Annotated in this window: 10 protein-coding genes; all 10 read left to right on the forward strand. The window is 71.7% G+C overall.

Features of this window, described 5'->3' with window-relative positions; translation table 11 throughout:
• Window positions 1–361: 361 nt before the first annotated feature.
• A complete protein-coding gene (gene rpoB, locus QSK52_RS17725) occupies window positions 362–3,835 on the forward strand; it encodes a DNA-directed RNA polymerase subunit beta (protein WP_285737052.1) in 3,474 nt (1,157 codons plus the stop codon).
• Window positions 3,836–3,934: 99 nt separating this feature from the next.
• Entirely contained in the window at window positions 3,935–7,828 is a 3,894-nt protein-coding gene (locus QSK52_RS17730; RefSeq protein WP_285737053.1) for a DNA-directed RNA polymerase subunit beta', read from the forward strand.
• Window positions 7,829–7,993: 165 nt separating this feature from the next.
• The gene (locus tag QSK52_RS17735; RefSeq protein ID WP_285737054.1) at window positions 7,994–8,662 is read left to right on the forward strand and encodes a hypothetical protein; all 669 of its coding nucleotides are present in this window, start codon (window positions 7,994–7,996) and stop codon (window positions 8,660–8,662) included.
• 101 nt (window positions 8,663–8,763) lie between these two features.
• The gene (locus QSK52_RS17740; protein WP_285737055.1) at window positions 8,764–10,215 is read left to right on the forward strand and encodes a WGR domain-containing protein; all 1,452 of its coding nucleotides are present in this window, start codon (window positions 8,764–8,766) and stop codon (window positions 10,213–10,215) included.
• A gap of 110 nt (window positions 10,216–10,325) precedes the next feature.
• Window positions 10,326–11,498, forward strand: coding sequence for a sensor histidine kinase (locus tag QSK52_RS17745; protein ID WP_285737056.1), 1,173 nt, complete (start codon window positions 10,326–10,328; stop codon window positions 11,496–11,498).
• Between the two features lie 25 nt (window positions 11,499–11,523).
• Window positions 11,524–12,198, forward strand: coding sequence for a response regulator (locus tag QSK52_RS17750; protein ID WP_285737057.1), 675 nt, complete (start codon window positions 11,524–11,526; stop codon window positions 12,196–12,198).
• Between the two features lie 118 nt (window positions 12,199–12,316).
• A complete protein-coding gene (locus tag QSK52_RS17755; protein WP_285737058.1) occupies window positions 12,317–12,898 on the forward strand; it encodes a hypothetical protein in 582 nt (193 codons plus the stop codon).
• Window positions 12,895–13,644, forward strand: a complete 750-nt coding sequence (locus QSK52_RS17760; protein WP_285737059.1) for an SIR2 family NAD-dependent protein deacylase — start codon at window positions 12,895–12,897, stop codon at window positions 13,642–13,644. The genes QSK52_RS17755 and QSK52_RS17760 overlap by 4 nt, the downstream gene beginning before the upstream one ends.
• Before the next feature lie 59 nt (window positions 13,645–13,703).
• On the forward strand, window positions 13,704–14,945 hold the full coding sequence (locus QSK52_RS17765; protein WP_435053278.1) for a cytochrome P450: 1,242 nt from the start codon (window positions 13,704–13,706) through the stop codon (window positions 14,943–14,945).
• 49 nt (window positions 14,946–14,994) lie between these two features.
• Window positions 14,995–15,969 carry an ADP-ribosylglycohydrolase family protein gene (locus QSK52_RS17770; protein ID WP_285737159.1) on the forward strand — a complete coding sequence of 325 codons (975 nt, stop codon included), beginning with the start codon at window positions 14,995–14,997 and terminating at the stop codon, window positions 15,967–15,969.
• Window positions 15,970–16,135: the final 166 nt, after the last annotated feature.

Genomic DNA, 16,135 nt, shown 5'->3' on the forward strand with positions numbered 1-16,135 from the left:
GACGAACAGCACGCGGCGCGCGATTCTCGAGGCGCGTGCCCAAGCGGAACCGCCGCCGATGCATATTCGGGGGCGGCACTGGGAAGGTTCCCGGTGACGCAGAAGTGGGTGCGACGGCCCGGCCGGTGAGGGATCACTGCCCGGGTTGTCGGTTGTACGGGAGGAGCGTCCGATTCGGTCTCCGAATCAGGGCTTGCTAGCAGTGTCGCCTTTGGCTACACTGTCCCTTTGCGCTGCCTGTTAGCTGCTCCGTGACTCGTCGCCCGGAGCGGTCCCTGTCCTGACCTGGGGTTTTCACCCCTCGGCAAGGCCCGGCCGGTATGCGCGTAGTGAGCTCCGAGCCCTCGGAAGGACCCCCCTCTTGGCCGCGCCGCGCAACGCCTCGAACAATTCCGCATCCACCGCCCCGCTCCGCGTCTCGTTCGCGAAGATCAAGGAGCCCCTCGAGGTCCCGAACCTCCTGGCCCTGCAGACCGAGAGCTTTGACTGGCTGCTCGGGAACGCGGCCTGGAAGTCCCGGGTCGAGGCTGCCCTGGAGAGCGGTCAGGACGTCCCCACCAAGTCCGGTCTGGAGGAGATCTTCGAAGAGATCTCCCCGATCGAGGACTTCAGCGGGTCGATGTCCCTGACCTTCCGGGACCACCGTTTCGAGCCGCCGAAGAACTCCATCGACGAGTGCAAGGACCGCGACTTCACCTTCGCGGCCCCGCTCTTCGTCACCGCGGAGTTCACCAACAACGAGACCGGTGAGATCAAGTCCCAGACCGTGTTCATGGGCGACTTCCCGCTCATGACCAACAAGGGCACCTTCATCATCAACGGCACCGAGCGTGTCGTCGTGTCCCAGCTGGTGCGCTCCCCCGGCGTCTACTTCGACTCCACCCTGGACAAGGTGTCCGACAAGGACATCTTCTCCGCCAAGATCATCCCCTCCCGCGGTGCCTGGCTGGAGATGGAGATCGACAAGCGCGACATGGTCGGTGTCCGCATCGACCGCAAGCGCAAGCAGTCGGTCACCGTCCTCCTCAAGGCCCTCGGCTGGACCACCGAGATGATCCTGGAGGAGTTCGGCGAGTACGAGTCGATGCGCGCCACCCTGGAGAAGGACCACACCCAGGGCCAGGACGACGCGCTGCTCGACATCTACCGCAAGCTGCGCCCGGGCGAGCCGCCGACCCGCGAGGCCGCGCAGACGCTGCTGGAGAACCTGTACTTCAACCCGAAGCGCTACGACCTCGCCAAGGTCGGCCGCTACAAGGTGAACCGGAAGCTGGGCAACGCCGAGTCGCTCGACTCCGGCGTGCTCACCGAGCCGGACATCATCAACACCATCAAGTACCTGGTGAAGCTGCACGCCGGCGAGACCGAGTGGCGCGATGACGAGGGCCGCGACATCGTCATCGAGGTCGACGACATCGACCACTTCGGCAACCGCCGCCTGCGCAACGTCGGCGAGCTGATCCAGAACCAGGTCCGCACCGGCCTCGCCCGCATGGAGCGCGTGGTCCGCGAGCGCATGACCACCCAGGACGTCGAGGCGATCACGCCGCAGACCCTGATCAACATCCGGCCGGTCGTCGCCTCCATCAAGGAGTTCTTCGGCACCAGCCAGCTGTCGCAGTTCATGGACCAGACGAACCCGCTGTCGGGCCTGACCCACAAGCGCCGTCTGTCCGCGCTCGGCCCCGGTGGTCTGTCCCGCGAGCGGGCCGGCTTCGAGGTCCGTGACGTGCACCCCTCGCACTACGGCCGCATGTGTCCGATCGAGACCCCCGAAGGCCCGAACATCGGTCTGATCGGCTCGCTGGCCTCGTACGGTCGGGTCAACGCCTTCGGCTTCATCGAGACCCCGTACCGCAAGGTCGTCGACGGCGTCGTCACCGAGGCCGTGGACTACCTGACCGCGGACGAGGAGGACCGGTACGTCATCGCGCAGGCCAACGCCCCGCTCACCGCGGAGCTGACCTTCGCCGAGCCCCGCGTCCTGGTCCGCCGCCGCGGCGGCGAGATCGACTACATCCCCGGCACCGAGATCGACTACATGGACGTCTCGCCGCGCCAGATGGTGTCGGTCGCGACCGCCATGATCCCCTTCCTCGAGCACGACGACGCCAACCGCGCGCTGATGGGCTCGAACATGATGCGCCAGGCCGTCCCGCTGCTGCGCAGCGAGGCGCCGCTGGTCGGCACCGGCATGGAGTACCGCTGCGCCGTCGACGCCGCGGACGTCATCACCGCCGACAAGGCCGGCGTGGTGCAGGAGGTCTCGGCCGACTACGTCACCGTCGCCAACGACGACGGCACGTACAACACCTACCGGGCCGCCAAGTTCACCCGCTCCAACCAGGGCACCGCCTTCAACCAGAAGGTGCTCGTGGACGAGGGCGCCCGGGTCGAGGCCGGCCAGGTGCTGGCCGACGGCCCGTGCACCGACGAGGGCGAGATGGCCCTCGGCAAGAACCTCCTCGTGGCGTTCATGTCGTGGGAGGGCCACAACTACGAGGACGCGATCATCCTGTCGCAGCGCCTCGTCCAGGACGACGTCCTCTCCTCGATCCACATCGAGGAGCACGAGGTCGACGCCCGCGACACCAAGCTGGGCCCCGAGGAGATCACCCGGGACATCCCGAACGTCTCCGAGGAGGTCCTCGCCGACCTCGACGAGCGCGGCATCATCCGGATCGGCGCCGACGTCGTCACCGGCGACATCCTGGTCGGCAAGGTCACCCCGAAGGGCGAGACCGAGCTGACCCCGGAGGAGCGCCTGCTCCGCGCGATCTTCGGCGAGAAGGCCCGCGAGGTCCGCGACACCTCGCTGAAGGTGCCGCACGGCGAGTCCGGCAAGGTCATCGGCGTGCGCGTCTTCGACCGCGAGGAGGGGGACGAGCTTCCCCCGGGCGTGAACCAGCTGGTCCGCGTCTACGTCGCCCAGAAGCGCAAGATCACCAACGGTGACAAGCTGGCCGGCCGCCATGGCAACAAGGGCGTCATCTCCAAGATCCTGCCGGTCGAGGACATGCCGTTCCTGGAGGACGGCACCCCGGTCGACATCATCCTGAACCCGCTGGGCGTCCCGTCCCGAATGAACCCGGGACAGGTCCTGGAGATCCACCTCGGCTGGCTCGCCAAGCAGGGCTGGGACGTCTCCGGCCTCGCCGACGAGTGGGCCAAGCGGCTCCAGGCGATCGGCGCCGACCGGGTCGAGGGCGGCACCAACCTCGCCACCCCCGTCTTCGACGGCGCCCGCGAGGACGAGATCACCGGCCTGCTGGACAACACCACCCTCACCCGCGACGGTGAGCGCCTGGTGAACTCCACCGGCAAGGCCCGGCTGTTCGACGGCCGCTCCGGCGAGCCGTTCCCGATGCCGATCTCGGTCGGCTACATGTACATCCTCAAGCTGCACCACCTGGTCGACGACAAGCTGCACGCCCGTTCGACCGGCCCGTACTCGATGATCACCCAGCAGCCGCTCGGTGGTAAGGCGCAGTTCGGTGGTCAGCGCTTCGGTGAGATGGAGGTGTGGGCCCTTGAGGCATACGGCGCCGCGTACGCGCTGCAGGAGCTGCTCACCATCAAGTCCGACGACGTCCTGGGCCGCGTGAAGGTCTACGAGGCGATCGTCAAGGGCGAGAACATCCCCGAGCCCGGCATTCCCGAGTCCTTCAAGGTCCTCATCAAGGAAATGCAGTCGCTCTGCCTCAACGTGGAGGTGCTGTCCTCGGACGGCCAGTCCATCGAGATGCGCGACAGCGACGAGGACGTGTTCCGCGCCGCCGAGGAGCTCGGCATTGACCTGTCCCGGCGCGAGCCGAGCAGCGTCGAAGAGGTCTGACGGAGGTCGGGCCGACCCCTAGTCCGGGTCGGCCCGCCCCCAGGCCCCCCTCAGACCAACAGACAGACTCTCGAATCACGAAAGAGGGCTTGACGACCAGTGCTTGACGTCAACTTCTTCGACGAGCTCCGCATCGGACTGGCCACCGCCGACGACATCCGCCAGTGGTCGCACGGCGAGGTGAAGAAGCCGGAGACCATCAACTACCGCACGCTGAAGCCGGAAAAGGACGGCCTCTTCTGCGAGAAGATCTTCGGTCCCACCCGGGACTGGGAGTGCTACTGCGGCAAGTACAAGCGCGTGCGCTTCAAGGGCATCATCTGTGAGCGCTGCGGCGTCGAGGTGACCCGCGCCAAGGTGCGCCGCGAGCGGATGGGCCACATCGAGCTGGCCGCCCCGGTCACCCACATCTGGTACTTCAAGGGCGTCCCGTCGCGCCTGGGCTACCTGCTCGACCTGGCGCCGAAGGACCTCGAGAAGGTCATCTACTTCGCCGCCTACATGATCACCTGGGTGGACGACGAGCGTCGCCAGCGCGACCTCCCGTCCCTGGAGGCGCACGTCTCGGTCGAGCGCCAGCAGATCGAGAACCGGCGCGACGCCGACCTGGAGGCCCGGGCCAAGAAGGCCGAGGCCGACCTGGCCGAGCTGGAGGCCGAGGGCGCCAAGGCCGACGTGCGCCGCAAGGTGCGCGAGGGCGCCGAGCGCGAGATGAAGCAGCTGCGCGACCGCGCGCAGCGCGAGATCGACCGCCTCGACGAGGTCTGGACCCGGTTCAAGAACCTCAAGGTCCAGGACCTGGAGGGCGACGAGCTGCTCTACCGCGAGCTGCGCGACCGCTTCGGCACCTACTTCTCCGGCTCGATGGGCGCGGCGGCCCTCAAGGACCGCCTGGAGTCCTTCGACCTGGGCGAGGAGGCCGAGCGCCTCCGCGAGATCATCCGCACCGGCAAGGGCCAGAAGAAGACCCGCGCGCTCAAGCGCCTCAAGGTCGTCTCCGCCTTCCTGCAGACCAGCAACAAGCCCAAGGGCATGGTGCTCGACTGCGTCCCGGTGATCCCGCCGGACCTGCGCCCGATGGTCCAGCTCGACGGTGGCCGCTTCGCCACCTCCGACCTGAACGACCTGTACCGCCGCGTCATCAACCGCAACAACCGCCTGAAGCGGCTTCTCGACCTCGGCGCGCCCGAGATCATCGTGAACAACGAGAAGCGCATGCTCCAGGAGGCCGTCGACGCGCTCTTCGACAACGGCCGCCGCGGCCGCCCGGTCACGGGCCCCGGCAACCGTCCGCTGAAGTCGCTGTCCGACATGCTCAAGGGCAAGCAGGGTCGTTTCCGCCAGAACCTGCTCGGCAAGCGCGTCGACTACTCGGCCCGTTCGGTCATCGTCGTCGGCCCGCAGCTCAAGCTGCACCAGTGCGGCCTGCCCAAGGCCATGGCGCTGGAGCTCTTCAAGCCGTTCGTGATGAAGCGCCTGGTCGACCTGAACCACGCGCAGAACATCAAGTCGGCCAAGCGCATGGTCGAGCGCGCCCGCCCCGTGGTGTGGGACGTCCTCGAAGAGGTCATCGCCGAGCACCCGGTGCTGCTGAACCGTGCGCCCACCCTGCACCGCCTCGGCATCCAGGCCTTCGAGCCGCAGCTGGTCGAGGGCAAGGCCATCCAGATCCACCCGCTCGTCTGCACCGCGTTCAACGCGGACTTCGACGGCGACCAGATGGCCGTGCACCTGCCGCTGTCCGCGGAGGCGCAGGCCGAGGCCCGCATCCTGATGCTGTCCTCGAACAACATCCTGAAGCCGGCCGACGGCCGCCCCGTCACCATGCCGACCCAGGACATGGTGCTGGGCCTGTTCTTCCTCACCTCGGACCGCGAGGAGGTCAAGGGCAAGGGCCGTTCCTTCTCCTCGACCGCCGAGGCGATCATGGCCTTCGACGCCCGCGAGCTGGACGTCCAGGCCCCGATCGACCTGCGCCTCCCGGCCGGCACCGTCCCGCCCCGCGGCTGGACCCCGCCGGTGGACGAGGACGGGCAGCCGGCCTGGACCGAGGGCGAGCCGTTCCGGATCACCACCACCCTGGGCCGCGCGCTCTTCAACGAGCTGCTGCCCGAGGACTACCCGTTCGTCGACTACGAGGTCGGCAAGAAGCAGCTGTCGGCGATCGTCAACGACCTCGCCGAGCGCTACCCGAAGGTCGTCGTCGCCGCGGCGCTCGACAACCTGAAGGCGGCCGGCTTCCACTGGTCGACCCGTTCCGGTGTCACCGTCTCGATCTCGGACGTCATCGTCCCGCCGAGCAAGCCCGCCATCCTGGAGGGCTACGAGGCGCAGGCGGAGAAGGTCCAGAAGCAGTACGAGCGCGGTCTGATCACCGACAACGAGCGCAAGTCCGAGCTGGTCGGCATCTGGACCCGCGCGACCAACGAGGTCGCCGACGCGATGGCCGCGAACTTCCCGAAGACGAACCCCATCTTCATGATGGTCGACTCGGGTGCGCGCGGAAACATGATGCAGATGCGTCAGATCGCCGGTATGCGCGGTCTGGTGTCGAACGCGAAGAACGAGACCATCGCGCGTCCCATCAAGGCCTCGTTCCGCGAGGGCCTGTCCGTGCTGGAGTACTTCATCTCCACCCACGGTGCCCGTAAGGGTCTGGCCGACACCGCGCTGCGCACCGCCGACTCGGGTTACCTGACCCGTCGTCTGGTGGACGTCTCGCAGGACGTGATCATCCGCGAGGAGGACTGCGGCACCGAGCGCGGCCTCAAGCTGTCGATCGGCTCGGTCGGTGCGGACGGCGTGCTGCGCAAGGCCGACGACGTCGAGACCAGCGTGTACGCCCGCATGCTCGCCGAGGACATCACCGTCGACGGCAAGCTGATCGCCACCGCCAACACCGACCTCGGCGACGTCCTGATGGACGAGCTGATCCGGCACGGCGTGAGCGAGGTCAAGGTCCGCTCGATCCTGACCTGCGAGTCCGCGGTCGGCACCTGTGCCTTCTGCTACGGCCGCTCGCTGGCCACCGGCAAGCTGGTCGACATCGGTGAGGCGGTCGGCATCATCGCCGCCCAGTCCATCGGTGAGCCCGGCACCCAGCTGACCATGCGCACCTTCCACACCGGTGGTGTGGCCGGTGACGACATCACCCAGGGTCTGCCGCGTGTCGTCGAGCTCTTCGAGGCCCGCACCCCCAAGGGCGTGGCCCCGATCTCGGAGGCGGCCGGCCGCGTCCGGATCGAGGACACCGAGAAGACCCGCAAGGTCGTCGTCACCCCCGACGACGGCAGCGACGAGATCGCCTACCCGGTCTCCAAGCGCGTCAAGCTGCTGGTCAGCGAGGGCGAGGCGGTCGAGGTCGGCCAGAAGCTGACCGTCGGTGCGACCAACCCGCACGACGTGCTGCGCATCATGGGCCAGCGTGCCGTCCAGATCCACCTGGTCGCCGAGGTCCAGAAGGTCTACAACTCGCAGGGCGTGTCGATCCACGACAAGCACATCGAGATCATCATCCGGCAGATGCTCCGCCGCGTGACGATCATCGAGTCGGGCGACGCCGAGCTGCTCCCGGGCGAGCTCGTCGAGCGCGGCCGCTTCGAGCAGGAGAACCGCCGCGTGGTCTCCGAGGGCGGTCACCCCGCCTCCGGCCGTCCGCAGCTGATGGGTATCACCAAGGCCTCGCTGGCCACCGAGTCCTGGCTGTCGGCCGCCTCCTTCCAGGAGACGACCCGGGTGCTCACCGACGCGGCGATCCACGCCAAGTCGGACCCGCTGCTGGGCCTCAAGGAGAACGTCATCCTCGGCAAGCTCATCCCGGCCGGTACGGGTCTGCCCCGCTACCGCAACATCCGGGTCGAGCCGACCGAGGAGGCCAAGGCCGCGATGTACTCGGCCGTCGGCTACGACGACTACGACCTGTCGCCGTTCGGCGCGGGCTCCGGTCAGGCCGTCCCGCTGGACGACTACGACTACGGCCCGTACACCGGCTGATCCTCCGGTACGGAACGCAGGGCGGTCACCCCGGTCGGGGTGGCCGCCCTGCGGCGTTCCCCAGGGGAGATCCCCCCGGGGAGGGAGGGGGGCGAACCCGCCGTGGGAGGGAGGCGGGCGGGGCGGGGGCGCCGGGAGACTGGTGGGCGTCGAGAGGAGGCCGCGGTGAAGCGGTGGGTGGGGGCGGTGGCCGTCGTGGGGCTGCTGGCGGGCGGGGCGGTCGGGTGCGGACCGTGGGACGACCGGAAGAGGACGGTGTCCTACGAGGTGCCCGGGCAGGTCACCGAGCTGCAGGTGGACGGCGAGGTCGGCGGGATCGAGGTGCGGGCCGGGGACGGGCCGGTGCAGGTGGTGGAGAAGCGCACCTGGCGGGACGAGGAGCCACGGGCCGCCCACGTGCTCGCCGGCGGGGTGCTGAAGCTGTCGTACTCCTGCTCGCAGTGCGGGATCGGCTACCAGGTGCGGGTGCCCGCCGGGACGGTGCTGCGGCTGAAGGAGACCACCGGCGGCATCCGGCTGCACGGCCTGAGCGGCGACGTCACCGCGGAGACGGTCACCGGCGGGGTGGAGGCGACCGGGCTGCGCAGCGCGAACGTCGTGCTGAAGGCCGAGACCGGCGGGGTGACGGCCCGGTTCGAGGCGGCGCCGGCCCGGGCCGAACTGCGCACCGGGACCGGCGGGGTGGAGCTGACCGTGCCCGCCGGACAGGCGTACGCGGTGGACGCGCACGCCGCGACGGGCGGCACCGAGGTGAACGTCCCCTCGCAGGCCGGGGCCGCGCACGCGCTGGTCGCGCGGGCCGACACCGGCGGCGTGAAGGTCTCCGCCGACTGAGCGCCAACTGTCGGTGCCGGGCCGTAGATTGAGCGGTGTCGGCAGGTGGCGAGGCCCGGCCGGCACCCCTCCGAACTCTGTGCCCGAAAGGGGCGTCGGCCATGTCCGTCACCGTTTCCGCGGACCCGCAGGTGACCTACCTGGAGCTCTCCGAGGACCAGGGGAGCGCCCACAAGTTCTACGAAGTCACGGTCGACGGAGCCGAGTTGACGATCCGCTACGGGCGGATCGGCGAGAGCGGCACCACCAGGACCACGGTGTGCGCGAGCGCCGAGAAGGCCGCCGCGCAGGCCGCGAAGAAGATCGGCGAGAAGGTCCGCAAGGGCTACGCCCCGGCCGTCCGGGGCGTGCGCCGGCGCCGGGCCGTGACCCGGCGGCAGATCGCCTCCAGCCGCTCCACCGCCCGCCAGGCGCCGCTGCTGTGGCGCTTCCGCTCCGGCTCGCCCGCGTTCGGGGTGTACGTCGGCGAGGAGCACGCCTGGGTCGGCAACGAGCAGGGCGACGTCTACACGCTGACCACCGACGGACAGGTCACCGGCCGGTTCGGGCTGCCCGACGGCGTCAAGTGCATCGTCGCCGACGACTGGTGGATCTACGCGGGCTGCGACGACGGCAAGGTGTACGACCTCGGCGGGAAGGTGCCGCGGGTGGCGTACGAGATCGCCCAGGACGTGGACATCTACTGGCTGGACATCCACGACGGGGTGCTCGGCGTCGCCGACGAGCGCGGCGGGCTGACCACCGTCGACCACGAGGACGAGTTCCAGTGGCGGCGCAACGCCCAGGGCTCGGCCGGCTGGATGGTGCGCTGCGACGCCGAGTCGGTCTACCACGGCTGGTCGGCGGGCGTGGCCCGGTACGCCGGGCGCGGCGGCGAGCAGCTGTGGCACACCCGCACCAAGGGCGCGGTGCTGTTCGGCTGGCAGGAGAAGGACGAGGTGTTCGCGGGCACCTCGCAGGGCTGGGTGCACCGGCTGCGCAAGGCCGACGGCTCGGAGGCCGCCGCGTACCGGTGCGACGCCGCGGTGTTCTCCTGCGCGGCCTCCCCCGACGGGGAGTTCGTGTTCGCGGGCGACAACCACTCGTCCGTCTACTGCTTCGCCGCGGACGGCACCCGGCTGTGGAAGCTCGGCACCGGCTGCGGCTCGGCGTACAGCATGCAGTACCGGGACGGGCGGCTGTACCTGGTCACCACCGACGGCTCGCTGGCCTGCCTGGACGCCTCCCAGGGCGCCGTGCGGGACGCCGAGCAGGGCACCCTGCCGGCCACCGCGGAGGTGAGCGGGGCGGGCGTCGAACGCGTCGCGGCGGGCGCCGAGCTGGAGACCGTCAGCGCCGGGGCGGCGGGCGCCGGGGGCGTCGAGGTGGAGTGCGTGGCCGAGGGCGGGCGGCTGCGGGTGCGGGTGGTGACGCCCGGCTACGACGCCGCGCTGCGGGTGCAGTTCCCGAAGGACGTCCGGGTCGCCGGGGCCAGGTACCTGGTCGCCGAGGTGCGCCGGTCCGAGTCCGGCGGGTTCTACCGGGCGCGGGGGGAGATCAAGCGGCTGCTGTGACGTCCTGACGCCCGCACGGGGGCGCGCCCGGCCGGGAGGGCCGGGGGCGCCCCCTCGCGCGTGCGGGAGGGCCGTGCGGCGCCCGACCGGGATACGAGAGGATGCGCGGCATGGGAGCGTGGGGGAAGCGGGCGGACGGGCTGCTGGCGTGGGGCCGGGCCCGGCCCTGGGCGGTGAACGGGCCGCTGGTGGCGCTCGCCGTCGGCGTCTCGCTGTGGGGGGTGTACACCGACCGGATCCCCTCCGAACGGCAGTGGTGGGCCTACGCGTTGGCGCTGGCCGGGTCGCTGCCGCTGTGGTGGCGCCAGCGGGCGCCGTGGGCGGTGGTGCTGGCCTGCGCGGTGCCCACCGCGGCGCTGTCGGCGTTCGCGCACTTCGCGATGCCGCAGATCCAGCTCGCCATGGCGATCGGCGTCTACACCGTCGCCGACCGCGGCCGGGACTGGCAGCGGGCCGTGCTGCTGACCGCCGTGGTGCTCGGCAACGTGCTGGGCACCCGGTCCTTCGGCGGCATGCTGTTCAGCCTGGTGGTGTCGGTCGGCAGCTTCGTGCTCGGCTCGCTGGTGCGGGAGCTGCGCCGACTGGCGGGCGTCGAGGCCGAACGGGCCCGGCAGGCCGGGCTGCGGGCGGCCAGCGACGCGGCCCGGGCGGTCGCCGAGGAGCGGGCCCGGATCGCCCGCGAGATGCACGACATCCTGGCCCACGCGGTCTCGCTGATGGTGGTCCAGGCCGAGGCCGGGCCGCTGGTGGTGCGCAGCAACCCCGACCGGGCGATCCGGGCGTTCGACGCCATCGCCGACTCCGGGCGCGACGCGATGGTCCAACTCCGGCGGGTGCTCGGCGTGTTGAAGGAGGACGGGGCGGTTCCCGCGCTCGCCCCGCAGCCCCGGCTGGCGGAGCTCGCCGACGTGCTGCAGCGGGTCCGCGACTCCGGGGTCGCGGTCGACGCCGAGATCGAGGAGGCCGGGCCCGCCGAGGTGCAGGCCGCGGCCTTCCGGATCGTCCAGGAGGCGCTGACCAACGTGGTCAAGCACGCCGACGCCCGGCACGTCAGCGTCCGGGTCGCGGTCCGCGACGGCGCCCGGCTGCACGTCGAGGTCGCCGACGACGGCACCGGACCGGCCCCCGCTCCGGTCGGCGCGGGCGTCGACGGGCGCTCCGGCGGCCGCGGCCTGCTCTCCATCCGGGAGCGCGCCGCGGCCTGCGGCGGCAGCGCCGAGACCGGGCCCCGGCCGGGCCGCCCCGGCTACCTGGTGGCCGCCGTGCTGCCGCTCCATGCCTGAGCAGTTCACTAGAGGGGAACGAGAGTTGACCATCCGCGTGGTGATCGCCGACGACCAGGAGCTGGTCCGGGCCGGATTCGGCATGATCCTGGAGGCCCAGCCCGACATCGAGGTCGTCGCCGAGGCGGGCGACGGGCAGCAGGCCGTCGCGGCCGTCCGCGAACACGCCCCCGACGTCCTGCTGCTGGACGTCCGGATGCCCGTCATGGACGGCCTGGAGGCCGCCCGCCGGGTCTGCGCCGACCACCCCGACTGCAAGGTGGTCATGCTGACCACCTTCGACGTCGACGACTACGTCTTCGACGCGCTGTACGCCGGGGCCAGCGGCTTCCTGCTCAAGGACGTCCGCCGCGACGACCTCGTCCACGCCGTCCGGGTCGTCCACTCCGGCGAGGCGCTGCTCGCCCCGTCCGTCACCCGCCGGGTCATCGGCGAGGTCACCGCCCGCAAGGCCGCTGGCCCGCTGGCCCTCTCCCGGCCGCTCGGACGGCTCCTGGAGTCGCTCACCGCCCGGGAGTTGGAGACCCTGCGGCTGGTCGCCCGCGGCATGTCGAACGCCGAGATCGCCGCCGCCCTGGTGGTCAGCGAGCACACCGTCAAGACCCACGTCAGCAACCTCCTGCAGAAGCTCGGCCTGCGCGACCGCGTCCACGCCGTGGTGTTCGCCTACGAGGCGGGCGCGGTCACCGCGGGGGAGTAGCCGACTCCTCCCCGCGGGGGAGGTCCGACTCTCACCGGCACGGGGGAGGTGTGCGGCGGCCCGCCGCGGCAGGGTTGGGGGTGTCGGAGAAGGCACACTCACAAGGGGGTCGGGGCAGATGGTGACAAGGCGTCGGGCACTGGGATGGTCGGCCGGGCTGATGGCGGTGTACGGGGTGGTGCGACTGCTGCCGGGCTCGCGCGACGTGGGCGTCGGCTGGACGGTGGGGCACCTGGCGCTGTTCGCCGCCCTGGCCCTGCTGGGCGTCGGCCTGCACGAACTGTGGCGGCTGGGCGGCCGGGACTCGCGGTGGGGCCGGGCCTGGCTGGCGGCGGGCTGGGCGGGCGTCACCGCCGGGCTGGCCCAGGCCGGGATCGACCTGTACGCGAACGCCGTCTCCGCCGACCGGGAGGCCCGCTCGGCGGTGTTCGACCGGGTCCGGTCCGTGCCGGGCGCGCAGCCGCTGGTGTACGACGTGGTGCCGATGCTGCTGTACGTCGGCCTGATCGCGCTGCTGGTCCGGCTGGCCCTGCGGCGCGCCACCCCCTGGTGGAGCCCCGCCCTGGTGCTGCTGGGCACCCTGGCCATGGGCGCGTCCCTGGACTACCTGGCGGTCGGCGCGGCGCTGTACCTGGCCGCCTTCCTGCCGGTGATAACCGGTGGCCGCGGGCGGGTGCGGCCCGTACCCTCCGGGGCATGACCGGTAAGCGACCGCTGGTGGCGGTGTTGACGGGGGCGGGCATCTCCACGGACTCGGGGATCCCCGACTACCGCGGCCCGCAAGGGCTCTGGCAGCGCGACCCGAGCGCGCAGGAACTGGTGACGATCGGCCCGTACCTGGCGAGCCGCGAGGTGCGCCGCCGCTCCTGGCTGATGCGGCGGGACGCCGGGGCGATCGGCGCCGCGCCCAACGCGGGCCACCGGGCACTGGTCGAACTGGAGCGCGCGGGCGTCCCGGTGCGGGTCCTCACCCAGAACGTGGACGGCCTGCACCAGGCCGCCGGGCTCCCGCCGCGGAAGGTGCTCGAACTGCACGGGACGGCCACCGAGGTGCAGTGCGTGCGCTGCCGGGCCACCGGCCCGATGACGGAGGCCCTGGAGCGGGTCGCCGCGGGCGAGGACGACCCGGCCTGCGAGCAGTGCGGCGGCGTGCTGCGCCCGCGCACCGTGATGTTCGGCGAGGCGCTGGACGAGCGGGTGCTGCAGCAGGCCGACGCGATCGCCAGGAACTGCCAGGTGTTCCTGGCGGTCGGCAGTTCGCTGCAGGTGCACCCGGCCGCGCTGCTGCCGAAGATCGCGCTGGAGCACGACGCACGGCTGATCGTGGTCAACGGCGAACCCACGCCCTGGGACCGGGCCGCGCACGAGGTGATCCGGACACCGATCTCGCAGGCGCTCCCGGAGCTGGTGGCCCGCCTGGTGGACGGCGACCTGTCCGAGGTCTGACCGCCCTCCCCGGGCGGGGGCCGGTCCGGGACGGGGCGGGGGTGGGCGGCCGACGTAGCATGGCGGCCCGACGACCAGGGAGGACCCCCGTGACGACCGACGCCTTCGACCCCTGGTCGGCCGAGTTCGTGGCCCACCCCTACCCCGCGTACGCCGCCCTGCGCGAACGGGCGCCCGTCCACCACCACGAGCCGACCGGGCAGTGGCTGGTATCCCGGTACGCCGACGTCAACGCGCTGCTGCGGGACCGTCGGCTCGGCCGCACCTACACCCACCGCTTCACCCACGAGGAGTTCGGCCGCCCCGCGCCCGATCCGGCGCACGAGCCGTTCCACACCCTCAACGACCACGGGCTGCTCGACCTGGAGGGCCCCGACCACGCCCGGATCCGCCGCCTGGTCGCCAAGGCCTTCACCCCGCGCACGGTCGAGTCGCTGCGCCCCACCGTCCGGCGCCTCGCCGCCGAACTCGTCGACGGCCTGCTCGCCGACGGCGGCGGCGACCTGATCGCGCGGGTCGCCGAACCGCTGCCGGTCGCCGTGATCGCCGAGATGCTCGGCATCCCCGCCCCCGACCGGCACCTGCTGCGCCCCTGGTCCGCCGACATCACCGGCATGTTCGAACTCGACCCCAGCCCGGAGACCGCCCGCCGCGCCGTCACCGCCAGCCTCGAGTTCTCGGCCTACCTGCGGGAGTTGATCCGCAAGCGGCGCGCCGAACCCGGCCCCGACCTGATCAGCGCCCTGGCCCTGGCCGCCGAGGACGGGCAGGTGCTCAGCGAGCAGGAGACGGTCTCCACCTGCGTCCTGCTGCTCAACGCGGGCCACGAGGCCACCGTCAACACCACCGGCAACGGCTGGCTCGCCCTGTTCCGCAACCCCGACCAACTCGCCCGGCTGCGCGGCGCGGTGGACGAACTGCTGCCCACCGCCGTCGAGGAACTCATGCGGTACGACACCCCGCTGCAGATGTTCGAGCGCTGGGTGCTGGACGACGTCGAGGTCGGCGGCACGACCGTTCCGCGCGGTGCGGAGGTGGCGCTGCTGTTCGGCTCCGCCAACCGCGACCCCGCCCGCTTCACCGACCCCGACCGGCTCGACCTCGGCCGCACCGACAACCCGCACCTCAGCTTCGGCGCCGGAATCCACTTCTGCCTCGGCGCCCCGCTCGCCAGAATGGAACTCACCGAGTCCTACGGCGCACTGCTCCGCAAGGCCCCCGGGCTACGGCTGCTGCGCGAGCCCGACTGGCGCCCCGGCTACGTGATCCGCGGGCTGGAACAGCTACTGGTCGAGGTCTGAGGACCGAGGTTCGAAGAAGGGGCGCACGGTGCGACGGGCGACGGGAGCGATGCTGGGGCTGGCGATCGGCGACGCGCTGGGCAAGCGCACCGAGTTCCTGAACCTCCACGAGATCGGACTGCTCAGCCCCGACTGGCGCGACCTCCCGCTCCCGAAGAAGGCCCAGGTCACCGACGACACCCAGATGACGCTCGCGCTCGCCCGCGCCCTGCGCGACGCCCTCGCCGAGGGGCCGCTCGCCCCGCTGCGCCTCGAACCGCCGCTGCGCGCGGAGTTCGTCGACTGGTGGCGCTCCCCGAGCAACGACCGGGCCCCCGGCATGACCTGCCTGCGCTCCTGCTTCCGGCTCTCCACCGGGGGCCCCTGGCAGGACGCCAGCGACCTCGGCTCCAAGGGCTGCGGCGCCAACATGCGGGTCGCCCCGCTCGGCCTGGTCCGCGAACTGACCGACCGCCAGGTGGCCGGCGCCGCCCAGCTGCAGTCCGGCCTCACCCACGGCCACCCCACCGCGCTCGCCGCCAGCGAACTCACCGCCTTCACCGTCCGCTGGCTCGCCCGGGGCGTCGAACCGGCCGAACTCCCCGCCCGGCTGCGCGCCCACGCGCAGCAGCAGCGCACCCGCTACGACGCGACCTGGCTCGGCGACCTCGCCGCCCGGGACCACTTCGGCTCCCCGGAGGAGTTCATCGCCCGTGGCTGGGACGAGAGCCTGCGCGCCCTCGACCGGCTCGACGCGGCGCTCGCGGCGGGGGACGTCGAGGCCGACCCGTGCGAGCGCACCGGCGAGGGCTGGGTCGCCGAGGAGGCCCTCGCCGGCGCGCTGCTCTGCTTCCTCCTGCTGCCCGACGACCCGGTCGCCGCCGTCCGCCGCGCCGCGGTCTCCTCCGGCGACTCCGACTCGCTGGCCTGCCTGGCCGGCGCGTTCGCCGGGGCCAGGCACGGCGCGGACGCCTGGCCGCGGGAGTGGGCGGAGCGGATCGAGTACCGCGAGGAGCTGCTGGCCTTCGGGGCGCTCTGGGACTGAGGGGGCCCGCCAGGGGCCCGGGGAACGGCGGGCTCGGGGCTGCTGGCGGTGCACTGCCGTTGCGTGCGGTGGCTTCGGGTTCTGTTCGGACGGCCCGGAGCAGCACGGACACATCGGTGGGCTCCGGCCGTCAGCAGCACGGACTCGCCGTTCCCCGAGCCCCCTG

It is taken from the genome of Kitasatospora phosalacinea (genome assembly GCF_030268885.1).
GTDB lineage: Bacteria > Actinomycetota > Actinomycetes > Streptomycetales > Streptomycetaceae > Kitasatospora > Kitasatospora phosalacinea_C.